Origin of the sequence: Stenotrophomonas maltophilia (genome assembly GCF_006974125.1) — a bacterium.
GTDB lineage: Bacteria > Pseudomonadota > Gammaproteobacteria > Xanthomonadales > Xanthomonadaceae > Stenotrophomonas > Stenotrophomonas maltophilia_O.
Map to the genome: position 1 here is coordinate 3,105,027 of NZ_CP037858.1, position 17,482 is coordinate 3,122,508.

General features: G+C 66.3%; 20 protein-coding genes and 1 tRNA gene. 15 read left to right on the forward strand and 6 right to left on the reverse strand.

The features are described from left to right. Nucleotides 1-37 precede the first annotated feature (37 nt). Nucleotides 38-607 (reverse strand): Maf family protein, encoded by a 570-nt coding sequence (locus tag EZ304_RS14115; RefSeq protein WP_142807360.1) that lies wholly within the window; start codon nt 605-607, stop codon nt 38-40. A gap of 113 nt (nt 608-720) precedes the next feature. On the opposite strand from EZ304_RS14115, the gene EZ304_RS14120 reads away from it, so the two are divergent. From EZ304_RS14120 to EZ304_RS14190, 15 genes are all read left to right on the forward strand, one after another. Further along, nucleotides 721-1,230 carry a YceD family protein gene (locus EZ304_RS14120; protein WP_012479287.1) on the forward strand — a complete coding sequence of 170 codons (510 nt, stop codon included), beginning with the start codon at nt 721-723 and terminating at the stop codon, nt 1,228-1,230. A gap of 107 nt (nt 1,231-1,337) precedes the next feature. Then, a complete protein-coding gene (rpmF, locus tag EZ304_RS14125; protein WP_004154640.1) occupies nt 1,338-1,532 on the forward strand; it encodes a 50S ribosomal protein L32 in 195 nt (64 codons plus the stop codon). Nucleotides 1,533-1,623: 91 nt separating this feature from the next. Further along, complete coding sequence (locus tag EZ304_RS14130; RefSeq protein WP_099553840.1) at nt 1,624-2,601, forward strand: beta-ketoacyl-ACP synthase III; 978 nt, start codon at nt 1,624-1,626, stop codon at nt 2,599-2,601. A gap of 78 nt (nt 2,602-2,679) precedes the next feature. Then, nucleotides 2,680-3,462, forward strand: coding sequence for a serine/threonine protein phosphatase (locus EZ304_RS14135; RefSeq protein WP_099553842.1), 783 nt, complete (start codon nt 2,680-2,682; stop codon nt 3,460-3,462). A gap of 160 nt (nt 3,463-3,622) precedes the next feature. Beyond that, nucleotides 3,623-4,567, forward strand: a complete 945-nt coding sequence (gene fabD / locus EZ304_RS14140; protein ID WP_099553844.1) for an ACP S-malonyltransferase — start codon at nt 3,623-3,625, stop codon at nt 4,565-4,567. A gap of 82 nt (nt 4,568-4,649) precedes the next feature. Next, a complete protein-coding gene (fabG, locus tag EZ304_RS14145) occupies nt 4,650-5,393 on the forward strand; it encodes a 3-oxoacyl-ACP reductase FabG (protein ID WP_005408312.1) in 744 nt (247 codons plus the stop codon). A gap of 152 nt (nt 5,394-5,545) precedes the next feature. Further along, on the forward strand, nt 5,546-5,785 hold the full coding sequence (gene acpP, locus EZ304_RS14150; protein ID WP_005408313.1) for an acyl carrier protein: 240 nt from the start codon (nt 5,546-5,548) through the stop codon (nt 5,783-5,785). A 142-nt stretch (nt 5,786-5,927) separates the two neighbouring features. After that, nucleotides 5,928-7,190, forward strand: a complete 1,263-nt coding sequence (fabF, locus tag EZ304_RS14155; RefSeq protein ID WP_142807361.1) for a beta-ketoacyl-ACP synthase II — start codon at nt 5,928-5,930, stop codon at nt 7,188-7,190. Between the two features lie 112 nt (nt 7,191-7,302). Then, nucleotides 7,303-8,667 carry an aminodeoxychorismate synthase component I gene (locus EZ304_RS14160; protein WP_142807362.1) on the forward strand — a complete coding sequence of 455 codons (1,365 nt, stop codon included), beginning with the start codon at nt 7,303-7,305 and terminating at the stop codon, nt 8,665-8,667. Nucleotides 8,668-8,882: 215 nt separating this feature from the next. Then, nucleotides 8,883-9,944, forward strand: coding sequence for an endolytic transglycosylase MltG (mltG, locus tag EZ304_RS14165; protein ID WP_142807363.1), 1,062 nt, complete (start codon nt 8,883-8,885; stop codon nt 9,942-9,944). Beyond that, nucleotides 9,941-10,606, forward strand: a complete 666-nt coding sequence (gene tmk / locus EZ304_RS14170) for a dTMP kinase (protein WP_043033676.1) — start codon at nt 9,941-9,943, stop codon at nt 10,604-10,606. The genes mltG and tmk overlap by 4 nt, the downstream gene beginning before the upstream one ends. Continuing rightward, nucleotides 10,603-11,559: a DNA polymerase III subunit delta' gene (locus tag EZ304_RS14175; RefSeq protein WP_142807364.1), complete on the forward strand. Its 957-nt coding sequence runs from the start codon at nt 10,603-10,605 to the stop codon at nt 11,557-11,559. Before tmk ends, EZ304_RS14175 begins: the two co-directional genes overlap by 4 nt. Continuing rightward, nucleotides 11,556-11,909: a PilZ domain-containing protein gene (locus EZ304_RS14180; RefSeq protein WP_004146965.1), complete on the forward strand. Its 354-nt coding sequence runs from the start codon at nt 11,556-11,558 to the stop codon at nt 11,907-11,909. Before EZ304_RS14175 ends, EZ304_RS14180 begins: the two co-directional genes overlap by 4 nt. Before the next feature lie 134 nt (nt 11,910-12,043). Continuing rightward, nucleotides 12,044-12,118, forward strand: a tRNA-Val gene (locus EZ304_RS14185). A 246-nt stretch (nt 12,119-12,364) separates the two neighbouring features. Then, on the forward strand, nt 12,365-12,745 hold the full coding sequence (locus EZ304_RS14190) for a tautomerase family protein (protein WP_142807365.1): 381 nt from the start codon (nt 12,365-12,367) through the stop codon (nt 12,743-12,745). Nucleotides 12,746-12,825: 80 nt separating this feature from the next. Here the strand turns inward: EZ304_RS14190 and EZ304_RS14195 are convergent, their stop codons facing one another. From EZ304_RS14195 to EZ304_RS14215, 5 genes are all read right to left on the reverse strand, one after another. Next, nucleotides 12,826-13,899 (reverse strand): phage late control D family protein, encoded by a 1,074-nt coding sequence (locus EZ304_RS14195; protein WP_099497689.1) that lies wholly within the window; start codon nt 13,897-13,899, stop codon nt 12,826-12,828. Further along, nucleotides 13,890-14,105: a tail protein X gene (locus EZ304_RS14200; RefSeq protein ID WP_049430174.1), complete on the reverse strand. Its 216-nt coding sequence runs from the start codon at nt 14,103-14,105 to the stop codon at nt 13,890-13,892. Before EZ304_RS14200 ends, EZ304_RS14195 begins: the two co-directional genes overlap by 10 nt. Continuing rightward, on the reverse strand, nt 14,089-14,556 hold the full coding sequence (locus tag EZ304_RS14205) for a phage tail protein (RefSeq protein ID WP_049430173.1): 468 nt from the start codon (nt 14,554-14,556) through the stop codon (nt 14,089-14,091). Before EZ304_RS14205 ends, EZ304_RS14200 begins: the two co-directional genes overlap by 17 nt. Before the next feature lie 2 nt (nt 14,557-14,558). Beyond that, nucleotides 14,559-17,006 carry a phage tail tape measure protein gene (locus EZ304_RS14210; protein WP_142807366.1) on the reverse strand — a complete coding sequence of 816 codons (2,448 nt, stop codon included), beginning with the start codon at nt 17,004-17,006 and terminating at the stop codon, nt 14,559-14,561. A gap of 120 nt (nt 17,007-17,126) precedes the next feature. Then, nucleotides 17,127-17,417, reverse strand: a complete 291-nt coding sequence (locus tag EZ304_RS14215; RefSeq protein WP_005412456.1) for a phage tail assembly protein — start codon at nt 17,415-17,417, stop codon at nt 17,127-17,129. Nucleotides 17,418-17,482: the final 65 nt, after the last annotated feature.

Genomic DNA, 17,482 nt, shown 5'->3' on the forward strand with positions numbered 1-17,482 from the left:
CCGGGAAAAGCAGTCGAGCATGGCTCGACTCTACAGTTCAGGGCACCGCGAACCCTGCCTGGCGCAGCAACCCGCACAGCGCGATCAGCGGCAGGCCGATCAGCGCGGTCGGGTCGCGGTTGTCGATCGCTTCGAACAGGCTGATGCCCAGGCCCTCGCACTTGAAGCTGCCGGCACAATCCAGCGGCTGTTCGGCGGCCACGTAGCGGGCGATCTCCTCCTGCCCCAGCGTGCGGAAACGGACTTCGGTCAGATCCACGGCGCTGAATGATTCTCCGCCCTGCGTGAGACTGATGGCAGTGTGGAAGCGTACCGTCTGCCCGGACATCGCCGCCAACTGCGCGCAGGCCGCCTTGGCCGTGCCCGGCTTGCCCAGCGGCCGCCCGTTCAGGTCCGCCACCTGGTCCGAGCCGATCACCCAGATGCCGGGGTAGCGGGCGGCGACCTCGGCCGCCTTGGCCGAGGCCAGGCGCGTCGCCAGGGCCAGCGGCGTCTCAGCGTTCAACGGGGTTTCATCCACGTCCGGGCGGGCGCAGTCGAAGGGCAGGCCCAGCCGCTGCAGCAACTCGCGGCGGTAGCGGGAGGTAGAGGCCAGGACCAGTGACATGCGACAATTCCGGGGCAGGGCACGGCAGTCTGGCCTGTGCGCAGCGCCAGCAGCAAGTCCTGTATGGCGGGCATTTGACAGCAGCCCCCCCGATCCTTAGTATTCAGCGGCTTATGTCCGCGAACGTGCCCGAATCGCTGGATGCTTGGCGGATGGTCGTAGCGCGAAGGCGCTTCGACGGCCAGGTCTCCCTGGCTGAATTGACCCGCCTGCAGGGGCTGGTCGCAGATACCGACGGCGAGTGTTCCTACTCGCTTGAATTCGGTCGCGACGAAGTCCTGCGGGTATCCTATGTGGAACTGACCATCGACACCGCGTTGCCGCTGACCTGTCAGCGCAGCATGCAGCGATTCCTGTTGCCGGTGAAGGTGACCCAGAGGCTTGGCCTGATCCGCGACGAGGATGAGGAATCGTCCCTGCCGGAGGAATACGAGGCGTTGCTGGTGCCGGAAGACGGCCAGCTGCGTCCGCTGGACCTGGTTGAAGACGAGTTGGTGCTGGCGGTGCCGGTGGTACCGCTGTCACCCGACGGCGAAGCAGTCGACAAGGACTGGGCGCCGAGCGAAGAAGAAACGAAGAAGGCCAACCCGTTCGCGGCGTTGGCGGCATTGAAGAAACAATAGCAGCCGGATTGTCGTCGGCGGCTGCGGCGAAAGCGAAAGTGTGCTGGGCGCTGGCGTCCTGCGCGACGATACGACGAAGCAAATCGAACCGAGTTTGGAGCAATCCCATGGCTGTGCAGAAATCCCGTGTCACCCCGTCCCGCCGCGGCATGCGTCGTGCCCATGACGCCCTGAGCGCCAAGCAGCTGTCGACCGACCCGACCACCGGCGAAGTGCACCTGCGTCACCACATCACTGCCGACGGTTTCTACCGCGGCAAGAAGGTCATCCAGACCAAGACCTCGGCCGTCGAAGAAGATTGATGTGCCGGGAAGGCCGCTGCCTCTGGGCAGCGGCCTTTGCCTTCTTTCCCGGGCGTGCCGGTGATCGGCGGCCCGCGCAACAGGAAACATGATGAGCAAGCGGATCTATTCGAGGATCGCGGGCACCGGTAGCTATTTGCCGGAAAAAGTCCTGACCAACGCCGACCTGGAAAAAATGGTCGAAACCTCGGATGAGTGGATCCAGTCGCGCACCGGAATTCGTGAACGGCACATCGCGGCCGAAGGCGAAACCACCAGCGACCTCGGCTACCAGGCCGCGTTGCGCGCACTTGAAGCGGCCGGTATCGACGCTTCGCAGCTCGACATGATCGTGGTTGGTACGACCACGCCTGACCTCATTTTCCCCTCCACCGCCTGCCTGATCCAGGCCAAGCTCGGTGTTGCGGGGTGCCCTGCCTTTGACGTCAACGCCGCCTGCTCGGGCTTCGTGTTCGCGTTGGGCGTGGCCGACAAGTTCATCCGTTCCGGCGACTGCAAGCATGTGCTGGTGATCGGCACCGAAACGCTGACCCGCATGGTCGACTGGAACGATCGCACCACCTGCGTGCTGTTCGGCGATGGCGCCGGCGCCGTCGTGCTCAAGGCCGACGAAGAAACCGGCATCCTCAGCACCCACCTGCATGCCGACGGCAGCAAGAAGGAACTGCTGTGGAACCCGGTGGGCGTCTCGACCGGCTTCAAGGACGGCGCCAACGGTGGTGGCACCATCAACATGAAGGGCAACGACGTGTTCAAGTACGCCGTCAAGGCGCTGGACTCGGTCGTGGACGAGACCCTGGCCGCCAATGGCCTGGACAAGTCCGACCTGGATTGGCTGATTCCGCACCAGGCCAACCTGCGCATCATCGAAGCCACCGCCAAGCGCCTGGACATGTCGATGGACCAGGTGGTGGTGACTGTCGACAAGCATGGCAACACCTCGTCCGGTTCGGTGCCGCTGGCGCTGGATGCCGCGGTGCGTTCAGGCCGCGTCGAGCGCGGCCAGCTGCTGCTGCTGGAAGCCTTCGGCGGCGGCTTCACGTGGGGTTCGGCCCTGCTGCGCTATTGATAGTGCAAGTTACGACAATGTGAAGCTTTGTCGTTACGGCCCCTCTGGGGCCGTAACGCGTTTATAGGAGTACCTGTCATGGTTGAGCCCATCGTCATCGAAGGGCAGCGCGCCTGGCTGAAGCAGTACGGCAAGGGAAGCCGCGCACTGGCCCTGGGCCTGCTCAATTTCGTTGCCCGCCGTTTCCATCTCGATGCCCTGCGCCCACCGCCGCACCGTGGTGGTGACGCCGCGCGCGAAACCGAAGCCCGTCGCCTTGGGGAACTACAGGCGCAGGGCGTGAACGTGCCCGACGTGCTGGGCAGCGGCCATGCTGCACTGGTGATCGGCGACAACGGCAGCTCGTTCAATACCTGCCTGCGCCAGGCCGATGAGGCAGGCCGCGACCGGCTGGTGATGGCGGCGATGCAGGCCATCGCAGAGGCGCATGCGCGCGGCGCCTATTTCGGCCAGCCGTTGCCGCGCAACCTCACCTGGGATGGGCAGAAGGTGGGCTTCATCGACTTCGAGGAAGATCCGCTGGAAGTGATGGAGCTGTCCGAAGCGCAGGCCCGCGACTGGCTGATGTTCGGTTACGGCGTGGCCAAGTACTACGCCGACCGCCCCGAGCAGCTGCAGACGATGATGGCCGAGGCGATGGGCGATGCCCAGGCGCCGGTGCGCGAGCATGTGCATGCGGTCAGCGGCCGCCTGCGCAGCCTGGCCCGGGTGTGCATGAAACTGGGCCGTTCAGCGCGCGCGCTGGCCCATTCGATCTTCATCGCCCATGGCGCCAGCACGGCGGGCGTGCTGATGCTGGTTGGCCTGTGCGTGGATTTCCTCGCCGACGGCGACCTGGACGTGCTGCAGCTGTTCTGCTGATGGCTGGCAGGGGTCAGATCCCTTTTCCTGCGGAAAAGGGATCTGACCCCGTCGCGCTTGCCCGGCCGCGCTCCATACGCCTGCATACGCGCACGTACAGACGACACAGCGGATTCGCCCTTATCATGGCCCGCTTCGATTGCAACAAGCGGATGACCGCGTGACCGTATCCACCCTCGCTTTTGTCTTCCCCGGCCAGGGCTCGCAGTCTGTGGGCATGGTGGCCGAGCTGGCCGAACTGCACCCGCAGGTGCGTGAAGCCTTCACCGAGGCATCCGATGGTGCCGGCGTCGACCTGTGGGCGCTGTCCCAGGGTGGCCCGGAGGAAATGCTCAACCGTACCGAATACACCCAGCCGGCCCTGCTGGCCGCGAGCATCGGCGTGTGGCGCGCCTGGAACGCCGTGGGCGGTCCGCGCCCGTCGGTGCTGGCCGGCCACAGCCTGGGCGAATACACCGCGCTGGTTGCCGCTGGCGCGCTGAGCCTGCATGACGGCGCGCACCTGGTGCGCCTGCGCGGCCAGCTGATGCAGGAAGCCGCACCGGCCGGTGTCGGCGCCATGGCCGCCGTGCTCGGTGCCGAAGACCAGCTGGTGCTGGACGTCTGCGCCGAAGCCGCAGGCAGCCAGGTGGTGGTGCCGGCCAACTTCAATTCGCCGGGCCAGATCGTGATCGGTGGCGACGCCGACGCCGTCGACCGTGCGCTGGCGCTGCTGGCCGAGAAGGGCGTGCGCAAGGCCGTCAAGCTGGCCGTGAGCGTGCCCTCGCACACCCCGCTGATGCGCGAAGCCGCCAACCGCCTCGCCGAAGTGATGGCTGGCCTGTCCTGGCAGGCGCCGCAGCTGCCGGTGGTGCAGAACGTCGATGCCAAGGTGCATGACGGTATCGACGCGATCCGTACCGCGTTGGTGCAGCAGCTGTACCAGCCGGTGCAGTGGACCGGTTGCGTGCAGGCTCTGGCCGGCCGTGGCATCACCCAGATCGCCGAGTGCGGCCCGGGCAAGGTTCTGACCGGTCTGGTCAAGCGCATCGACAAGGCCATCGACGGCCGTTCGCTGGCCACCCCGGGCGACTTCGAAGGCGCCCGCGAGGCATGGTCGGTCTGACTCCCCCTGTTCCTGCCGACCGTACCGGTGGCCGCTGCACGCGGCACGGGTGCGGCGGCCGCCCCAGCCTGAGGAAAACATCATGAGCAAGCCCCTGCAGGGTGAAATCGCACTGGTCACCGGTGCCAGCCGTGGCATTGGTGCCGCCATCGCCGATCTGCTGGCCGCCCAGGGCGCCACCGTCATCGGCACCGCCACCACCGAATCCGGTGCTGCCGCGATCGGCGAGCGCCTGGCCGCCCACGGCGGTCACGGCCGTGCACTGAACGTGACCGACGCTGCCGCGCTGGACAGCGTGCTGGACGGCATCGCCAAGGAGTTCGGCCCGATCTCGATCCTGGTCAACAATGCAGGCATCACCCGCGACAACCTGCTGATGCGCATGAAGGACGAGGACTGGGCGTCGATCATCGACACCAACCTGACCAGCGTGTTCCGCACCAGCAAGGCGGTGATGCGCGGCATGATGAAGGCGCGCAAGGGCCGCATCATCAACATCGCATCGGTGGTGGGCGTGACCGGTAATGCCGGCCAGGCCAACTACGCGGCCGCCAAGGCCGGCATCATCGGCTTCAGCAAGTCGCTGGCCAAGGAAATCGGTTCGCGCGGTGTCACCGTCAATGTGGTCGCTCCCGGCTTCATCGACACCGACATGACCAAGGCGTTGCCGGAAGAAGCGCGCACCGCGCTGATCAACGACATCGCCCTCGAACGCCTGGGTTCGCCGGAGGACATCGCCCATGCGGTGGCCTTCCTGGCCAGCCCGGCTGCCGGTTACATCACCGGCGAAACCCTCCATGTGAACGGTGGCATGTACATGCCGTAAGCAAGGGGCGCAGGGATTGCGCCGCAAGTGGTTGATCTGCTGAGGTTTTTGCTGCGATGCAAGGCCGCGCCGGTTTCCACTACACTATCCCACGGCCATCGCCTTTGATGGCGACCACTTTTGAACCACAACTCCATCTGGAGCGAGATCCCATGAGCACCATCGAAGAACGCGTCAAGAAAATCGTCGTCGAACAGCTTGGCGTCAAGGAAGAAGAAGTCACCAACAGCGCATCGTTCGTCGATGACCTGGGCGCTGACTCGCTGGACACCGTCGAGCTGGTGATGGCCCTGGAAGAAGAATTCGAGTGCGAGATCCCGGACGAAGAAGCCGAGAAGATCAGCACCGTGCAGGCCGCCATCGACTACGTCAAGGCCCACGTCAAGGCCTGATGTCAGACGGCAGTGCGCGTGCGGGTCATCCTCGCCGCGCACCGCACCCCATGGGGCCGCTGTTGCGGCCCCGTGTGTTTGAGCATCACATCGAAGCAAACCGAGTTGCCCGTAGAAACCATCCGGGTCAGGAGAAACAGCAATGAAGCGTCGCGTCGTCGTAACCGGCCTGGGTATCGTCTCGCCGTTGGGCAATGATCTGGCCAGCAGCTGGGAAGGCATCACCCACGGTCGTTCGGGCATCGGTCCGCTGACCAACGTTGCTGATGCCTACGTGGATCGGTTCACCACCAAGATTGCAGGTGAGGTCAAGGGATTTGACATCACCGCCGACAATGAACTGTTCGGCAGGTTCCGGGTCAGCGGCAAGGATGCCAAGAAGATGGACCCGTTCATCCATTACGGCCTCGGTGCCTCGTTCATGGCCCTGCACGATTCGGGCCTGGAGATCACCGACGGCAATGCCGAGCGCATCGGCGCCATCGTCGGCGCCGGCATCGGCGGCCTGCTCGGCATCGAAGAGCAGACCATCGAGTTCCACGAGGGCAAGAAGATCTCGCCCTTCTACGTGCCCAAGACCATCATCAACATGCTGCCGGGCCAGCTGAGCATCATCACCGGCCTGAAGGGCCCGTCGTTCTCGGCGGTGTCGGCGTGCGCGACCTCGAACCATTCGATCGGTACCGCGATGCGCATGATCCAGTACGGCGATGCCGACGTGATGGTGGTCGGTGGTGCCGAGCGTGGCTCGTCGCCGACCGCGCTGGGCGGCTTCTGCGCGATGAAGGCCATGAGCACCCGCAACGACGCCCCGGAACAGGCCTCGCGCCCGTGGGACAAGGACCGTGATGGCTTCGTGCTGGGCGACGGCGCCGGCATCCTGATCCTGGAAGAGTACGAGCACGCCAAGGCACGCGGCGCGAAGATCTACTGCGAACTGGCCGGCTTCGGTGCCAGCTCCGACGCGTACCACATGACCGCCCCGAGCGAGAACGGCGAAGGCGCCGCGCGCTGCATGGTCATGGCCATGAAGGACGCCGGCGTGACCCCGGAACAGGTGGGCTACCTCAACGCGCACGGCACCTCCACGCCGCTGGGCGACCTGGGCGAGACCATGGCGATGAAGACCGCCTTCGGCGACCACGCCTACAAGATGATGGTCAGCTCCACCAAGTCGATGACCGGCCACCTGCTGGGTGCCGCGGGCGGCGTGGAAGCGATCTTCTCGGTGATGGCGCTTCAGGACAACATCATTCCGCCGACCATCAACCTGCAGCAGCCGGGCGAAGGTTGCGACCTGGACTACGTGCCCAACGAAGCACGCCAGGCCAAGGTGGACGTGGTGATGTCCAATGGCTTCGGCTTCGGCGGCACCAACGGCACGCTGATCTTCAAGCGCGTCTGACCGGCATCGTCGCGACGCGACCCATCGGCAATCCGACAAACGGAACAATGCCGTGCACCACGGAGCCGCCGCAAGGCGGCTTCCGTGCATCTGAACCCCTGAACTGGCCGCCATGACCCACGCACCGCTGATCCACCCGCTGCCGCACCCGATCGATCTGCTGGCCCTGCAGCAGCACGACCCGGTGCGCTTCCCGCTGCTGATGGAATCCACTGCCTCGGGCACCGCCCAGGGCCGCTGGAGCCTGCTGCTGGCCGCGCAGGGCGATTGCCTGCGGCTGGATGCCGATGGCCAGGTGCGCGACCAGCACGACGTGGTGCACGCTGGCGGATTCCTGCAGGTGCTGGACCGCGCCTGGCAGCGCGAACGCCTGCCACATGACGGCAGCCACAGCCTGCCGTTCCGCGGCGGCTGGGCGTTGATGCTGGATTATGAAATGGCCAGCCAGATCGAACCGGTGCTGCCAGCGCGTGCTCGCGAGGACGGCCGCCCGACCGCGCTGGCGCTGCGCTGCCCCGCAGCGGTGCTGCATGACCATCAGAACGACGCCAGCTTCGTCATCGCCGAAGCAGGTGAGCAGGTATTGCTGGATGCTTTGGTCGCACTGGCCTCGGCGGCGTTGCCCGAGGCCGGGCAGGGCTGGCAGCCGCCGCAGTCGGTGGGCGAGGACGCGCCGCAGCGCTTCACCGACGGCGTGCGCCGGGTGATCGAGTACCTGCGTGCCGGCGACGTGTTCCAGGTGAACCTGTCGCGGCGCTGGAGCGCGCAGTTCGCTGCGCCGGTCAGCCCGCAGGCACTGTATGCACAGCTGCGTCGTGCCAACCCGGCGCCGTTTGCCGGCCTGTTCAGCGCGCAGGGCCGCCATGTGGTCAGTTCCTCACCGGAGCGGCTGGTGTCGGTGCATGCCGGTCATGCGCAGACGCGTCCGATCGCAGGTACGCGTCCGCGGTTTGAAGGTGATGACGATGCCGCGCGTATCCAGGAGCTGGTCGGTCACCCGAAGGAGCGTGCCGAGCACGTGATGCTGATCGACCTGGAGCGCAATGACCTGGGTCGCATCTGCCTGCCGGGCACCGTGGTGGTCGATGAGCTGATGACCGTGGAGAGCTACGCCCACGTGCACCACATCGTCAGCAATGTCAGCGGCCACCTGCGCCCGGAGGTCACGCCCGGTGAGGTGATCGCCGCCACGTTCCCGGGCGGCACCATCACCGGCTGCCCGAAGGTGCGCTGCATGCAGATCATCAGCGAGCTGGAGCAGGTGCCGCGCGGTGCCTATACCGGCGCCTTCGGCTGGCTGAACTGCGATGGCGACCTGGACCTGAACATCCTGATCCGCACCGCCGAAGTGGATGGCCACGAGGTCAGCTTCCGCACCGGCGCAGGCATCGTGGTGGACTCGGACCCGGACAAGGAACTGGACGAGACCCGCGCCAAGGCGCGCGGCCTGCTGCGCGCGTTGGGCCAGCAGGGGTGACGCGGCCGGTTCGGCTTCGGTGGGTGCCGACCTTGGTCGGCACGGATGCCGCCATGGCCGTTCATCCACGCATGGCGTGGATCTACTGATCGCCGCGCCAGGCATGGATTGTGGTGGGTGCCGACCGTTGGTCGGCACGGGTGTGCGGCCCCGGTCATGACCCCACACCACCGGCACGGTATCCTGCACGACGGAATCGAGTTCAGAGGTAGTCCATGGCGGGAGCCAAGCGCGGGTGTCTGTTCGTGGTAACGCTGGTGGTGGTGCTGGCCGCCGTCGTGGCCGGCGCGGGCGCGTGGTTCTTCTACCAGCAGACCCGGTTCGCCGATGCCCCGATCACCCCGTCCGCCGAGAGCGTGGTCATCGCCAGTGGCGATGGCATGAACAGCGTGCTGCGCAAGCTGCGCGATGCGGGCGTGGACGAGGGCCAGGACACCCAGTGGCAGCTGCTGGCGCGCCAGCTTGATGCCGCCGGCAAGCTGAAGGTGGGCGAGTACGCGCTCAGTGGCGACCTGACCCCGCGCGAGCTGCTGCTGCGCATGCGTGCCGGCAAGGTGCTGCAGCACCGCGTCACCATCGTGGAGGGTTGGAACATCCGCCAGCTGCGTGCCGCGCTCAAGCGCGCCGAGCCGCTGCTGCACACCACCGACACGCTCGATGACGCCGCGCTGATGCAGCGCCTCGGCTTCGGTGGCCAGCATCCGGAAGGCCGCTTCCTGCCGGAAACCTACGTCTACCAGCGCGGCGACAGCGACCTGGACGTGCTCAAGCGGGCCCATGGCGCGATGGAAAAGGCGCTGGACGAGGCCTGGGAAAGCCGTGCGCCGGACCTGCCGATCAACACGCCCTACGAACTGCTGACGATGGCCTCGATCATCGAGAAGGAAGCCGCGCTGGCCAGCGAGCGCCCGCAGATTGCCGGCGTATTCATGCGCCGCCTGAAGATCGGCATGCGCCTGCAGACCGACCCGACCGTGATTTACGGCATCGGTGCCGCGTATGACGGCAACATCCGCCGCCGCGACCTGACCACCGATACGCCCTACAACACCTACACCCGTGCGGGCCTGACCCCGACGCCAATCGCCATGCCCAGCCGCGATGCGCTGATGGCCGCCGCGCAGCCGGCACCGGGCGACGCACTGTATTTCGTCGCCGTGGGCGATGGCAGTGGCGCGCACGTGTTCTCGCCCAGCCTGGACCAGCACAACGCCGCAGTCGCCCGCTACCTGCAGCAGCTGCGCCAGCAACGTACCAAGGAGACCCCGGCGCAATGAGTCCCGCGCTGCTTCGCCACCCGCGTTTCGTCAGCCTGGAAGGCGGCGAGGGCGCGGGCAAGACCACCGCCATCAACGCCATCCGTGACTGCCTGCGCAGCCACGGTCATGAGGTGGTACTGACCCGCGAGCCAGGCGGTACGCCGCTGGCCGAGCGCATCCGCGGCCTGGTGCTGAAGCCTGATGCCGAGATCGCCGCCGAACCGCTCAGTGCCGAGGCCGAACTGCTGCTGGTGTTCGCTGCGCGCGCGCAGCATGTGCGCCAGGTGATCCAGCCGGCCCTGCAGCGCGGCGCCTACGTGCTGAGTGATCGCTTCACCGATTCCAGTTACGCCTACCAGGGCGGTGGCCGCGGGCTCGATCCGCAGTGGATTGCCGATCTGGAGCGCCGCGCGGTGGGCCTGTTGCCGGGCCTGACCTTGCTGCTGGATGTGGACGTGGCGGTGGGCCGCGCGCGTGCCAACGGCCGTGACCTGTGGCCGGACCGCATCGAAAGCGAGCAGGACGATTTCTTCCAGCGCGTGCGCGAAGTATTCCGCGGCCGTGCGCAGCAGGACCCGCAGCGTTTTGCGTTGATTGATGCGGGCCAGGAGCAGGCGCGCGTGGCCGCTGATGTGGTCGCGCATGTCGAGCGCTGGCTGCAGGACGGGGAGGGCGCATGAGCACGTTCTCGCCATGGCAGCAGCGCGCGTTCGACCAGACCGTGGCCGCGCTCGATGCCGGTCGCCTCGGCCATGGCCTGCTGATCTGCGGGCCGGCCGGGCTGGGCAAGCGTGAGGTGGCGCTGGCATTGGCCGACCACGTGCTGGCCCGCGGCGATGCCGCGCATGCCACGCGCACGCGCCAGCTGATCGCTGCGGGTACCCATCCGGACCTGCAGCTGGTCAGCTTCATACCGAACAAGAGCGGCGACAAGCTTCGCACCGAGATCGTCATCGAGCAGGTGCGTGAGATCACCGACAAGCTGGCGCTGACCCCGCAGTACGGCGTGGCGCAGGTGGTGATCGTCGACCCGGCCGATGCCATCAACCGCTCGGCCGCCAACGCGCTGCTGAAGACCCTGGAAGAGCCGCAGCCGGGCCGCTACCTGTGGCTGATCAGCAGCGACCCGGCGCGCCTGCCGCAGACCATCCGCAGCCGTTGCCAGCGCCTGGAATTCAAGTTGCCGCCGCAGCACGAAGCGATGGCGTGGCTGCAGCAGCAGGGCCAAAGTGAAGCATCGGCGCGCGAAGCGCTGGACGCCGCGCGCGGCCACCCCGGCCAGGCCGACAACTGGCTGCGCGAAGACGGCCTGAGCCTGCGCCGTGAAGTAGGCCGTGAGCTGGAGCAGCTGGCCGCCGGCAAGACCGGCGCGGTGGAGCTGGCGCAGAAGTGGTGCGGCGATGACAACGCGGCGCTGCGCCTGCGCTTTGCCGCCGACCTGGCGCTGGCCCAGGCCAGCACCGATGCCTTGACCACGCCGGAGCGATTGCACAAGCTTGCAGCCTGGTTCGATGCGGCCAACCGCACCCGCGACCTGCTGCGCACCACGGTGCGTGCAGACCTTGCGGTGGTTGAGTTGCTGCTGGCCTGGAACAAGGTGAACGAGCGGCCTGCCGCAAGGGGAAATCGATGAGTGCCAGCAACGCCCGCCAGGGCATCCTGTCCCTGGCCGTGAAGGACAAGGCCGCGCTGTACAGCGCGTACATGCCGTTCGTGAAGAACGGCGGCATCTTCGTGCCCACACCCAAGCGTTACTTCCTGGGCGACGAAGTGTTCCTCCTGCTGACCCTGCCCGATTCCAGCGAGCGCCTGCCGGTGGCCGGCAAGGTGATCTGGGTGACCCCGGCCGGCGCGCAGGGCAACCGCACCGCCGGCATCGGCGTGCAGCTGGCCGATGGCGCCGAAGGCGAGGGCGTACGCCACAAGATCGAGACCCTGCTGGCTGGCCTGACCAGTTCTGACAAGCCGACCCATACGATGTAACAGGGCGCGGATTGCCGCCCCGGTAGCGCCGGGCCATGCCCGGCGGCGCCCCTCGAAACACCCGTGAACACGAATGTGAAAAACTGTTGACGGCCTCTGAAAAGCCCCTATAATGAGCGGCTCAGCAACACACCGGGCGGTTAGCTCAGCGGTAGAGCATTGCCTTCACACGGCAAGGGTCACAGGTTCGATCCCTGTACCGCCCACCATGTTGCAGAACGAAAGAAGCCTCCAGCAATGGGGGCTTTTTTGTTGCCTGGCCATCAGCGCGGCTTTCCGGCATCGTGCAGCGGCATCGTTGACAGCGCGACTCACCGGCTCCCGCAACCGCGCGAAGCGCTCGCGGACGCACTTCACCGATGCGGGCAGAGGATTCCATCCATGTGCTGTTCCGTGGTTCCCGGCCGGCGTACTCTCGAGGCACTGCCATGCCCCCCATTCCCTGGAGTGTCACCATGCCGCTCGCCCGCATCGATGTTCGCAAAGGTAAATCCGCCGACTACCTGCGACGCGTCGGCGAAACCATCTACCAGGCCATGCGCGCGGTGGGTGTGCCGGAAAACGACCGCTTCCAGATCTTCCAGGAACACGAGCCCGGCACGCTGATCTACGATCCCGGCTACCTGGGCGTGGACCGCACCGACGACTTCATCTGCATCCAGATCACCTGGAACGAAGGGCGTACGCTGGAGCAGAAGAAGGCGCTGTATGCGGGCATCGCCGAGGGATTGCATGCGGCGGTGGGCATCCGCCGCGAGGATGTGTTCATCAACCTGGTGGAAGTGAAGAAGGAGAACTGGTCGTTCGGGAACGGGGTTGCGCAGTACGTGACTTGATGCGGGAAGCGCATCCACGCATGGCGTGGATCTACCGAGCCTGGTCGAGGCCGCCGATGTAGACCCACGCCCGCGTGGATCTACACCTCGCTGCCGACCTGCTCGCCTTCGGTGACCGCGGCACTGCGGGCCGCCTTCACTGTGTCGGCACTGTTGGGTTGTTCGCACTCGATGCTGGTCACGTAGCCGTCGTGGCTGATGTTGTGCTCGGCACGCTTGACCAGCCACTGCCCGTCCACGCCATCGCGGAAGCCCTGCATCACCACCGTGGCTTCGGCCATCAACGTCTCGCGGCCGGGCAACGTGTAGCTCAGCGTACGCGTCTGCCTGGCCTGTTCCTGGTGCTTGGCGCGCGCTGCAGCTTCGGCGGTTTCGCGGTCGGCGTAGGCCATGCGCAGGCGCACGATCGGTTCACCGCTGCCCAGCTTCACTTCCTGGCGCGTGGCACCGCGTACATCGCGATAGTAGGCGATGGTGGTGCCGGTCTTCTCGCGCGAGACGATGCTCACCTTGTAGCCACTGCCATCGGCCGGGGTCAGGGTGACGTCGGCAATGCGCTCACCGCTGGCACTGGTGGATTCACCCCGCTTGATGAACATCAGGCGGCCGCCGCCCGGCTTGGCGATGGCGTCATGCTGCTTGGCCAGGCGCAGCAGCAGGTTCATGTCCGACTCCTGCGACTGCACCGTCAGCGGCAGCGCGATCGATGCAAGCGACCCGCTCACGGCAGCCTCCATTCCGTGTTCGCCGGCCATGCGTTGCACCATGCCGCCGATGGTCGTGCCCTTCTTCCAGGTGCGCGTCTTCTGCGTCTGCAGATCGTTCTTGCCGCCCTTGCTGGCCTCGAACGGCGCCGCGCGGGCACGCAGGGTCATGCTGCCCGGGTAGCCGGAAATCTCCACCTCGTCGCAGATGTACAGGCCCATGCGCCGCACGTCACCGTCGTAGCCGATGAAGGCTTCCAGCTCCGCGCCCGCCGGCGGCAGCTGGATCGGATCGGAAGGATCATGGTCGGCCAGCTGCAGTTCCAGCATGTCCGAGTTGTTGTCGGTCTCGTCGGTGATCCGCAGCGACTTGAAGCGCGACCTGATGGTGTCGGTGATGTCCTGGTTGTTGGCAACCACGCGGAATGCCGGTGTGATGTTCAGTCCCACAGGGCCACTCCCTTGCGCTCGTTTGCCGGGCGCTGCACATCCGGCAGGGTGATCGCCATGCCCGCGGGCAGTACCGCGCCGCGTGCGGCAAGACCCGGGTTGGCGTCGAATACCGCGCGCAGGATGGCCGGTGATTGTTCGCCATAGTGCGTGTACGCGATGCGGTCGACGACGTCGCCGTCGCGGGTGTTATACGTTCGTGCCATCGCTGTGCTTCCGCAGGGAGAGGGTGAATTCGTGCCGTTGGATTCCGGCATCGGCAGTGAAACCGGAGGCGGTGGCGTCGATCTTGTCGATGACCCACAGCCCCAGGTTCCCGCCCTTGCCGGTCAGCAACCGCTGTGGCTTGCCCTGCGCGGCCAGCTTGCGCAGCTGCGAGAGCTCATTGCCGGCACCGCGGAACGCATAGTGGATGACGCCAGGCAGCGTCATGCTGGCCTTGCCAGGCCCGGTGTACTGCAGCGCAGCCATCTGGCCGATGCGTTCCTGCGCTGCCCAGCCATACTCGTTGCTCTGCTGGATGTCCTGGAAAACGGCGGTGTTGAGGCTGAACTTGAAGCCGCCCAGCATCAGAAGTACCGGGGCGTTGCCGGAATCGTTGGCTTTGAACTGCGACAGCAGCTTGTCCACTGTGCCGGTTACGAACTCGCGCTTCATGCTCAATTCCTGTCTGCAAGGCCACCACGGGCGGCAACCGCGTTGCGACGCTGCAGTTCGTCGGCGGTGCGACGTGCTACGGATTCGCTGGATTCACCTGGTTGCTGGTGGATGGTGATGTTGTTGGTCTGTTGTTGCTGCACGGTGGTGGGTGCACGTGTGGTGGGCGAGGGCATGGCCGGTGCAGTGCGTCCCTGCGCACCGCTCAGCTCAGCCATGCGCCGGTTCAAGCCATCGTTGCTGTCGGTGCCGACGGCATATGCGACCCGTGCCATGTCACCAATGCCACCACCACCGCGTGCCTTCATGCTGCTGTAGATGTTGGCGGCGCCCACTGCGGTCTGCAGCCCGTCCTCGGCAACGCCCAGTGCCTTGTCCTTGGCCGCGCCCACGCCGCCGCCGAGCTTGTCCATGAACCAGCCAACGCCTTCAATGACCGGCTTGAGCTTCTCCAGGATGCGGTCGAACGCAGCCGTTGCCTTCTCGCTGATCGACTCCCAGATGCTGCCGAGCGTCTCGCTGATGAAACCGGCGACGGTGCCAAGCATCTCGCCCAGCCACACCACTGCTCCCACCACGCCGCCGATGACCTGGATGACCAGCCGGAAGTTGGTCAGCAGCGCCTCGCCTACCAGTGAGCCGATCTGGCCGACGCGTGACAGTTCGTTGCCGGTGTACTGCGCCGGTTCCAGCATCTTCGACAGCCAATCCCAGGCCTGCCCGATCAGCCCGCTCATGACTTCCCAGGCAGGGCGCAGCGGTTCGACCGCGCGCATCAGTTCCCCCATCGCCGCGGTGCCTGCACCGCTGAGGCCTTCCCAGACGCCGCCCAGGAACGCCTTGATCGGCTCCCAGTACTTGCGTACCAGCAGGGCGCCGGCGGTGATGGCGGCGACCGCAAGAGCGATGGGGCCACCACCGATGGCACCGACGGCGGTAGCGACGATGCGGAAGCCTGATGCCAGGCGCATGGCCATCGGCCCGAAGCGTCCCATCTGGGCCAGCAGGCTGCCGCCCCGGAACAGCTCGAAGGCCTTCTGCGCAGCCAGGATCGGGCCCTGCAGGAAGGTCCAGGCGTAGCGGGCGCCGAGCACCGCGGTGCGCATGCCCAGCATGCCGACCACGATCTGCGTGGTGTTGGCGATCAGCTTCGGGTTTTCCTGCACGAACGAGGTGACCCCGTTCAGCAGTTCGGTCAGCTTGACCGCGGCCTCGCCCACCGCCGGCAGCAACGCGGCTCCGAAGGCCTTGGACAGGTTGTCCACGGCGATCTTGGCGCCCTCGATCTTCTGCGGGTCGGTCTGCATCGCATCGGCATAGGCTGCATCGGTGGTGCCCGCCGATCCATTCAGCGCCTTGTCGCGGACACGCACGTAGGTGTCCCAGTTCTCGATCATCGGCTGGACGAAGTTCTTCGCCTGCGCATCGCCGAACAGTGCGCCGATCTTTTTCTGGTCGCCTGCGGTGGCCTGGATGATTCCCTGCATTGCAGCATCGAAGGGATTGCCGCCGTCGGTCTGTGCGTCAGCGATGATCCTGCGCAGGTCCAGATTGAGGCTCTTCTTTGCCTTGTTCTGCAGCTCCGGCGACAGGACGGACGACATGAAGTTCTTCATGTTGCTGGCGGCCTTGTCGGCGCCGCCGGCCGAGTCCAGCGTGGCCTGCAGGGCGGCGCCGAGGGTCGCGGCCGCCGAGGTGCCCCGCAGCTTCATCGCTTCGAACGACGAGCCCAGGGTAGGCAGCACTTCAGCCATGTCCTTCAGACCCAGGCCGCCCTGCCGGCTGTTGACGACCAGAACATCCAGCGCGTTCTGCATGCGCGAGGGATCGATATCGAACGACTGCTGCAGGGCGGCTGCGGCCTGGGCCACATCATCGATGCTGGCGCCAGTGACGGTGGTGGTCCGCCCGACCGCGCCCAGGCTGGCCTGGGCCGATTGCGCATCCATGCCGGCGTCGATCATCAGCCTGATCGAGCGCTGCAGCGCGTCGGCGCCCTGGTTGGTCGCACGCGACTGTTCCAGGATGGCCTGCCCCAGGGCACTCACCTGGGCCCGGCTGAGGTTGGCGGCCACGCCGATCTGCTGGTTCTGGCGGGCGAAGCCGGAGGCGTTCTCCACCGGCTTGGCCAGCGCGGTAACGGCCGTGCCAAGCGCACCACGTGCCTCGCCGAATGCCGAGCCGAGCTTCTCGCGCTTCTCCAGATTGGCGGTGCGCTTTGCCTCGATGCTCTCCAGTGCCTCCTGCGAGGCACGCAACGCGTCGACCTGGGCACGCATGCGAGCGTACTCCTTGCTCGTCGTGTTCAGACGGGCAAGCCTGCGGTCCAGCAGTGTCATCTCGGTGCCGATGCGCTTGATGCCATCATTGGCGAAGGACAATGCGTCCTTCAGCGATTTGGACACCGAGCCGCCGATCGTGATCGTTGTCGTTTGAACGTTATTGGCCATGTACCGGCAACCCCTGAATCCACCAGATGAACTTCGACACCCGCAGCGTCATGATCTCGCGCAGGCCCCAGCCGGTATGTCCGGCCAGGGCAAGCACTCCCTGCCTGATCTGCGGCAGGGTCAGGTGGTAAAAAGCGCCACGCCTGCCTGCAGCCGGGCGTAGTCGCGCAGCGGCATCTTGCGCACGTCGTCCGGCGAGATCTCGCACAGGTTGGCGATCATCCGCACCTCACGCTGGGCGTCGCTGCCCTTGTCGTCCTGGTAGCGCTCCATGTCTTCCACGGTCGGTTCACGCATGCGCAGCACGGCGGTCTCCATGCCGTTGACCTGGCGCGGGCGGGTGAGGGTGATCTCGGCAAAGCCATCGCGCTCGATGACGGTGTCGGTGGGGGTCTTGGTCTTGCTGGACATGAAGGCGTTCCTGGAATGCGATGCGGTGCGATGGATGCGGGGGCGCGAGGCGCCCCCGGGTTCTT

Excerpts from the sequence above, each read along its gene's own strand:
- EZ304_RS14115 (WP_142807360.1), bottom strand. The coding sequence starts at position 607 with ATGTCACTGGTCCTGGCCTCTACCTCCCGCTACCGCCGCGAGTTGCTG.
- EZ304_RS14120 (WP_012479287.1), top strand. The coding sequence starts at position 721 with ATGTCCGCGAACGTGCCCGAATCGCTGGATGCTTGGCGGATGGTCGTA.
- rpmF (WP_004154640.1), top strand. The coding sequence starts at position 1,338 with ATGGCTGTGCAGAAATCCCGTGTCACCCCGTCCCGCCGCGGCATGCGT.
- EZ304_RS14130 (WP_099553840.1), top strand. The coding sequence starts at position 1,624 with ATGAGCAAGCGGATCTATTCGAGGATCGCGGGCACCGGTAGCTATTTG.
- EZ304_RS14135 (WP_099553842.1), top strand. The coding sequence starts at position 2,680 with ATGGTTGAGCCCATCGTCATCGAAGGGCAGCGCGCCTGGCTGAAGCAG.
- fabG (WP_005408312.1), top strand. The coding sequence starts at position 4,650 with ATGAGCAAGCCCCTGCAGGGTGAAATCGCACTGGTCACCGGTGCCAGC.
- acpP (WP_005408313.1), top strand. The coding sequence starts at position 5,546 with ATGAGCACCATCGAAGAACGCGTCAAGAAAATCGTCGTCGAACAGCTT.
- fabF (WP_142807361.1), top strand. The coding sequence starts at position 5,928 with ATGAAGCGTCGCGTCGTCGTAACCGGCCTGGGTATCGTCTCGCCGTTG.
- EZ304_RS14160 (WP_142807362.1), top strand. The coding sequence starts at position 7,303 with ATGACCCACGCACCGCTGATCCACCCGCTGCCGCACCCGATCGATCTG.
- mltG (WP_142807363.1), top strand. The coding sequence starts at position 8,883 with ATGGCGGGAGCCAAGCGCGGGTGTCTGTTCGTGGTAACGCTGGTGGTG.
- tmk (WP_043033676.1), top strand. The coding sequence starts at position 9,941 with ATGAGTCCCGCGCTGCTTCGCCACCCGCGTTTCGTCAGCCTGGAAGGC.
- EZ304_RS14175 (WP_142807364.1), top strand. The coding sequence starts at position 10,603 with ATGAGCACGTTCTCGCCATGGCAGCAGCGCGCGTTCGACCAGACCGTG.
- EZ304_RS14180 (WP_004146965.1), top strand. The coding sequence starts at position 11,556 with ATGAGTGCCAGCAACGCCCGCCAGGGCATCCTGTCCCTGGCCGTGAAG.
- EZ304_RS14190 (WP_142807365.1), top strand. The coding sequence starts at position 12,365 with ATGCCGCTCGCCCGCATCGATGTTCGCAAAGGTAAATCCGCCGACTAC.
- EZ304_RS14200 (WP_049430174.1), bottom strand. The coding sequence starts at position 14,105 with ATGGCACGAACGTATAACACCCGCGACGGCGACGTCGTCGACCGCATC.
- EZ304_RS14205 (WP_049430173.1), bottom strand. The coding sequence starts at position 14,556 with ATGAAGCGCGAGTTCGTAACCGGCACAGTGGACAAGCTGCTGTCGCAG.
- EZ304_RS14210 (WP_142807366.1), bottom strand. The coding sequence starts at position 17,006 with ATGGCCAATAACGTTCAAACGACAACGATCACGATCGGCGGCTCGGTG.
- EZ304_RS14215 (WP_005412456.1), bottom strand. The coding sequence starts at position 17,417 with ATGTCCAGCAAGACCAAGACCCCCACCGACACCGTCATCGAGCGCGAT.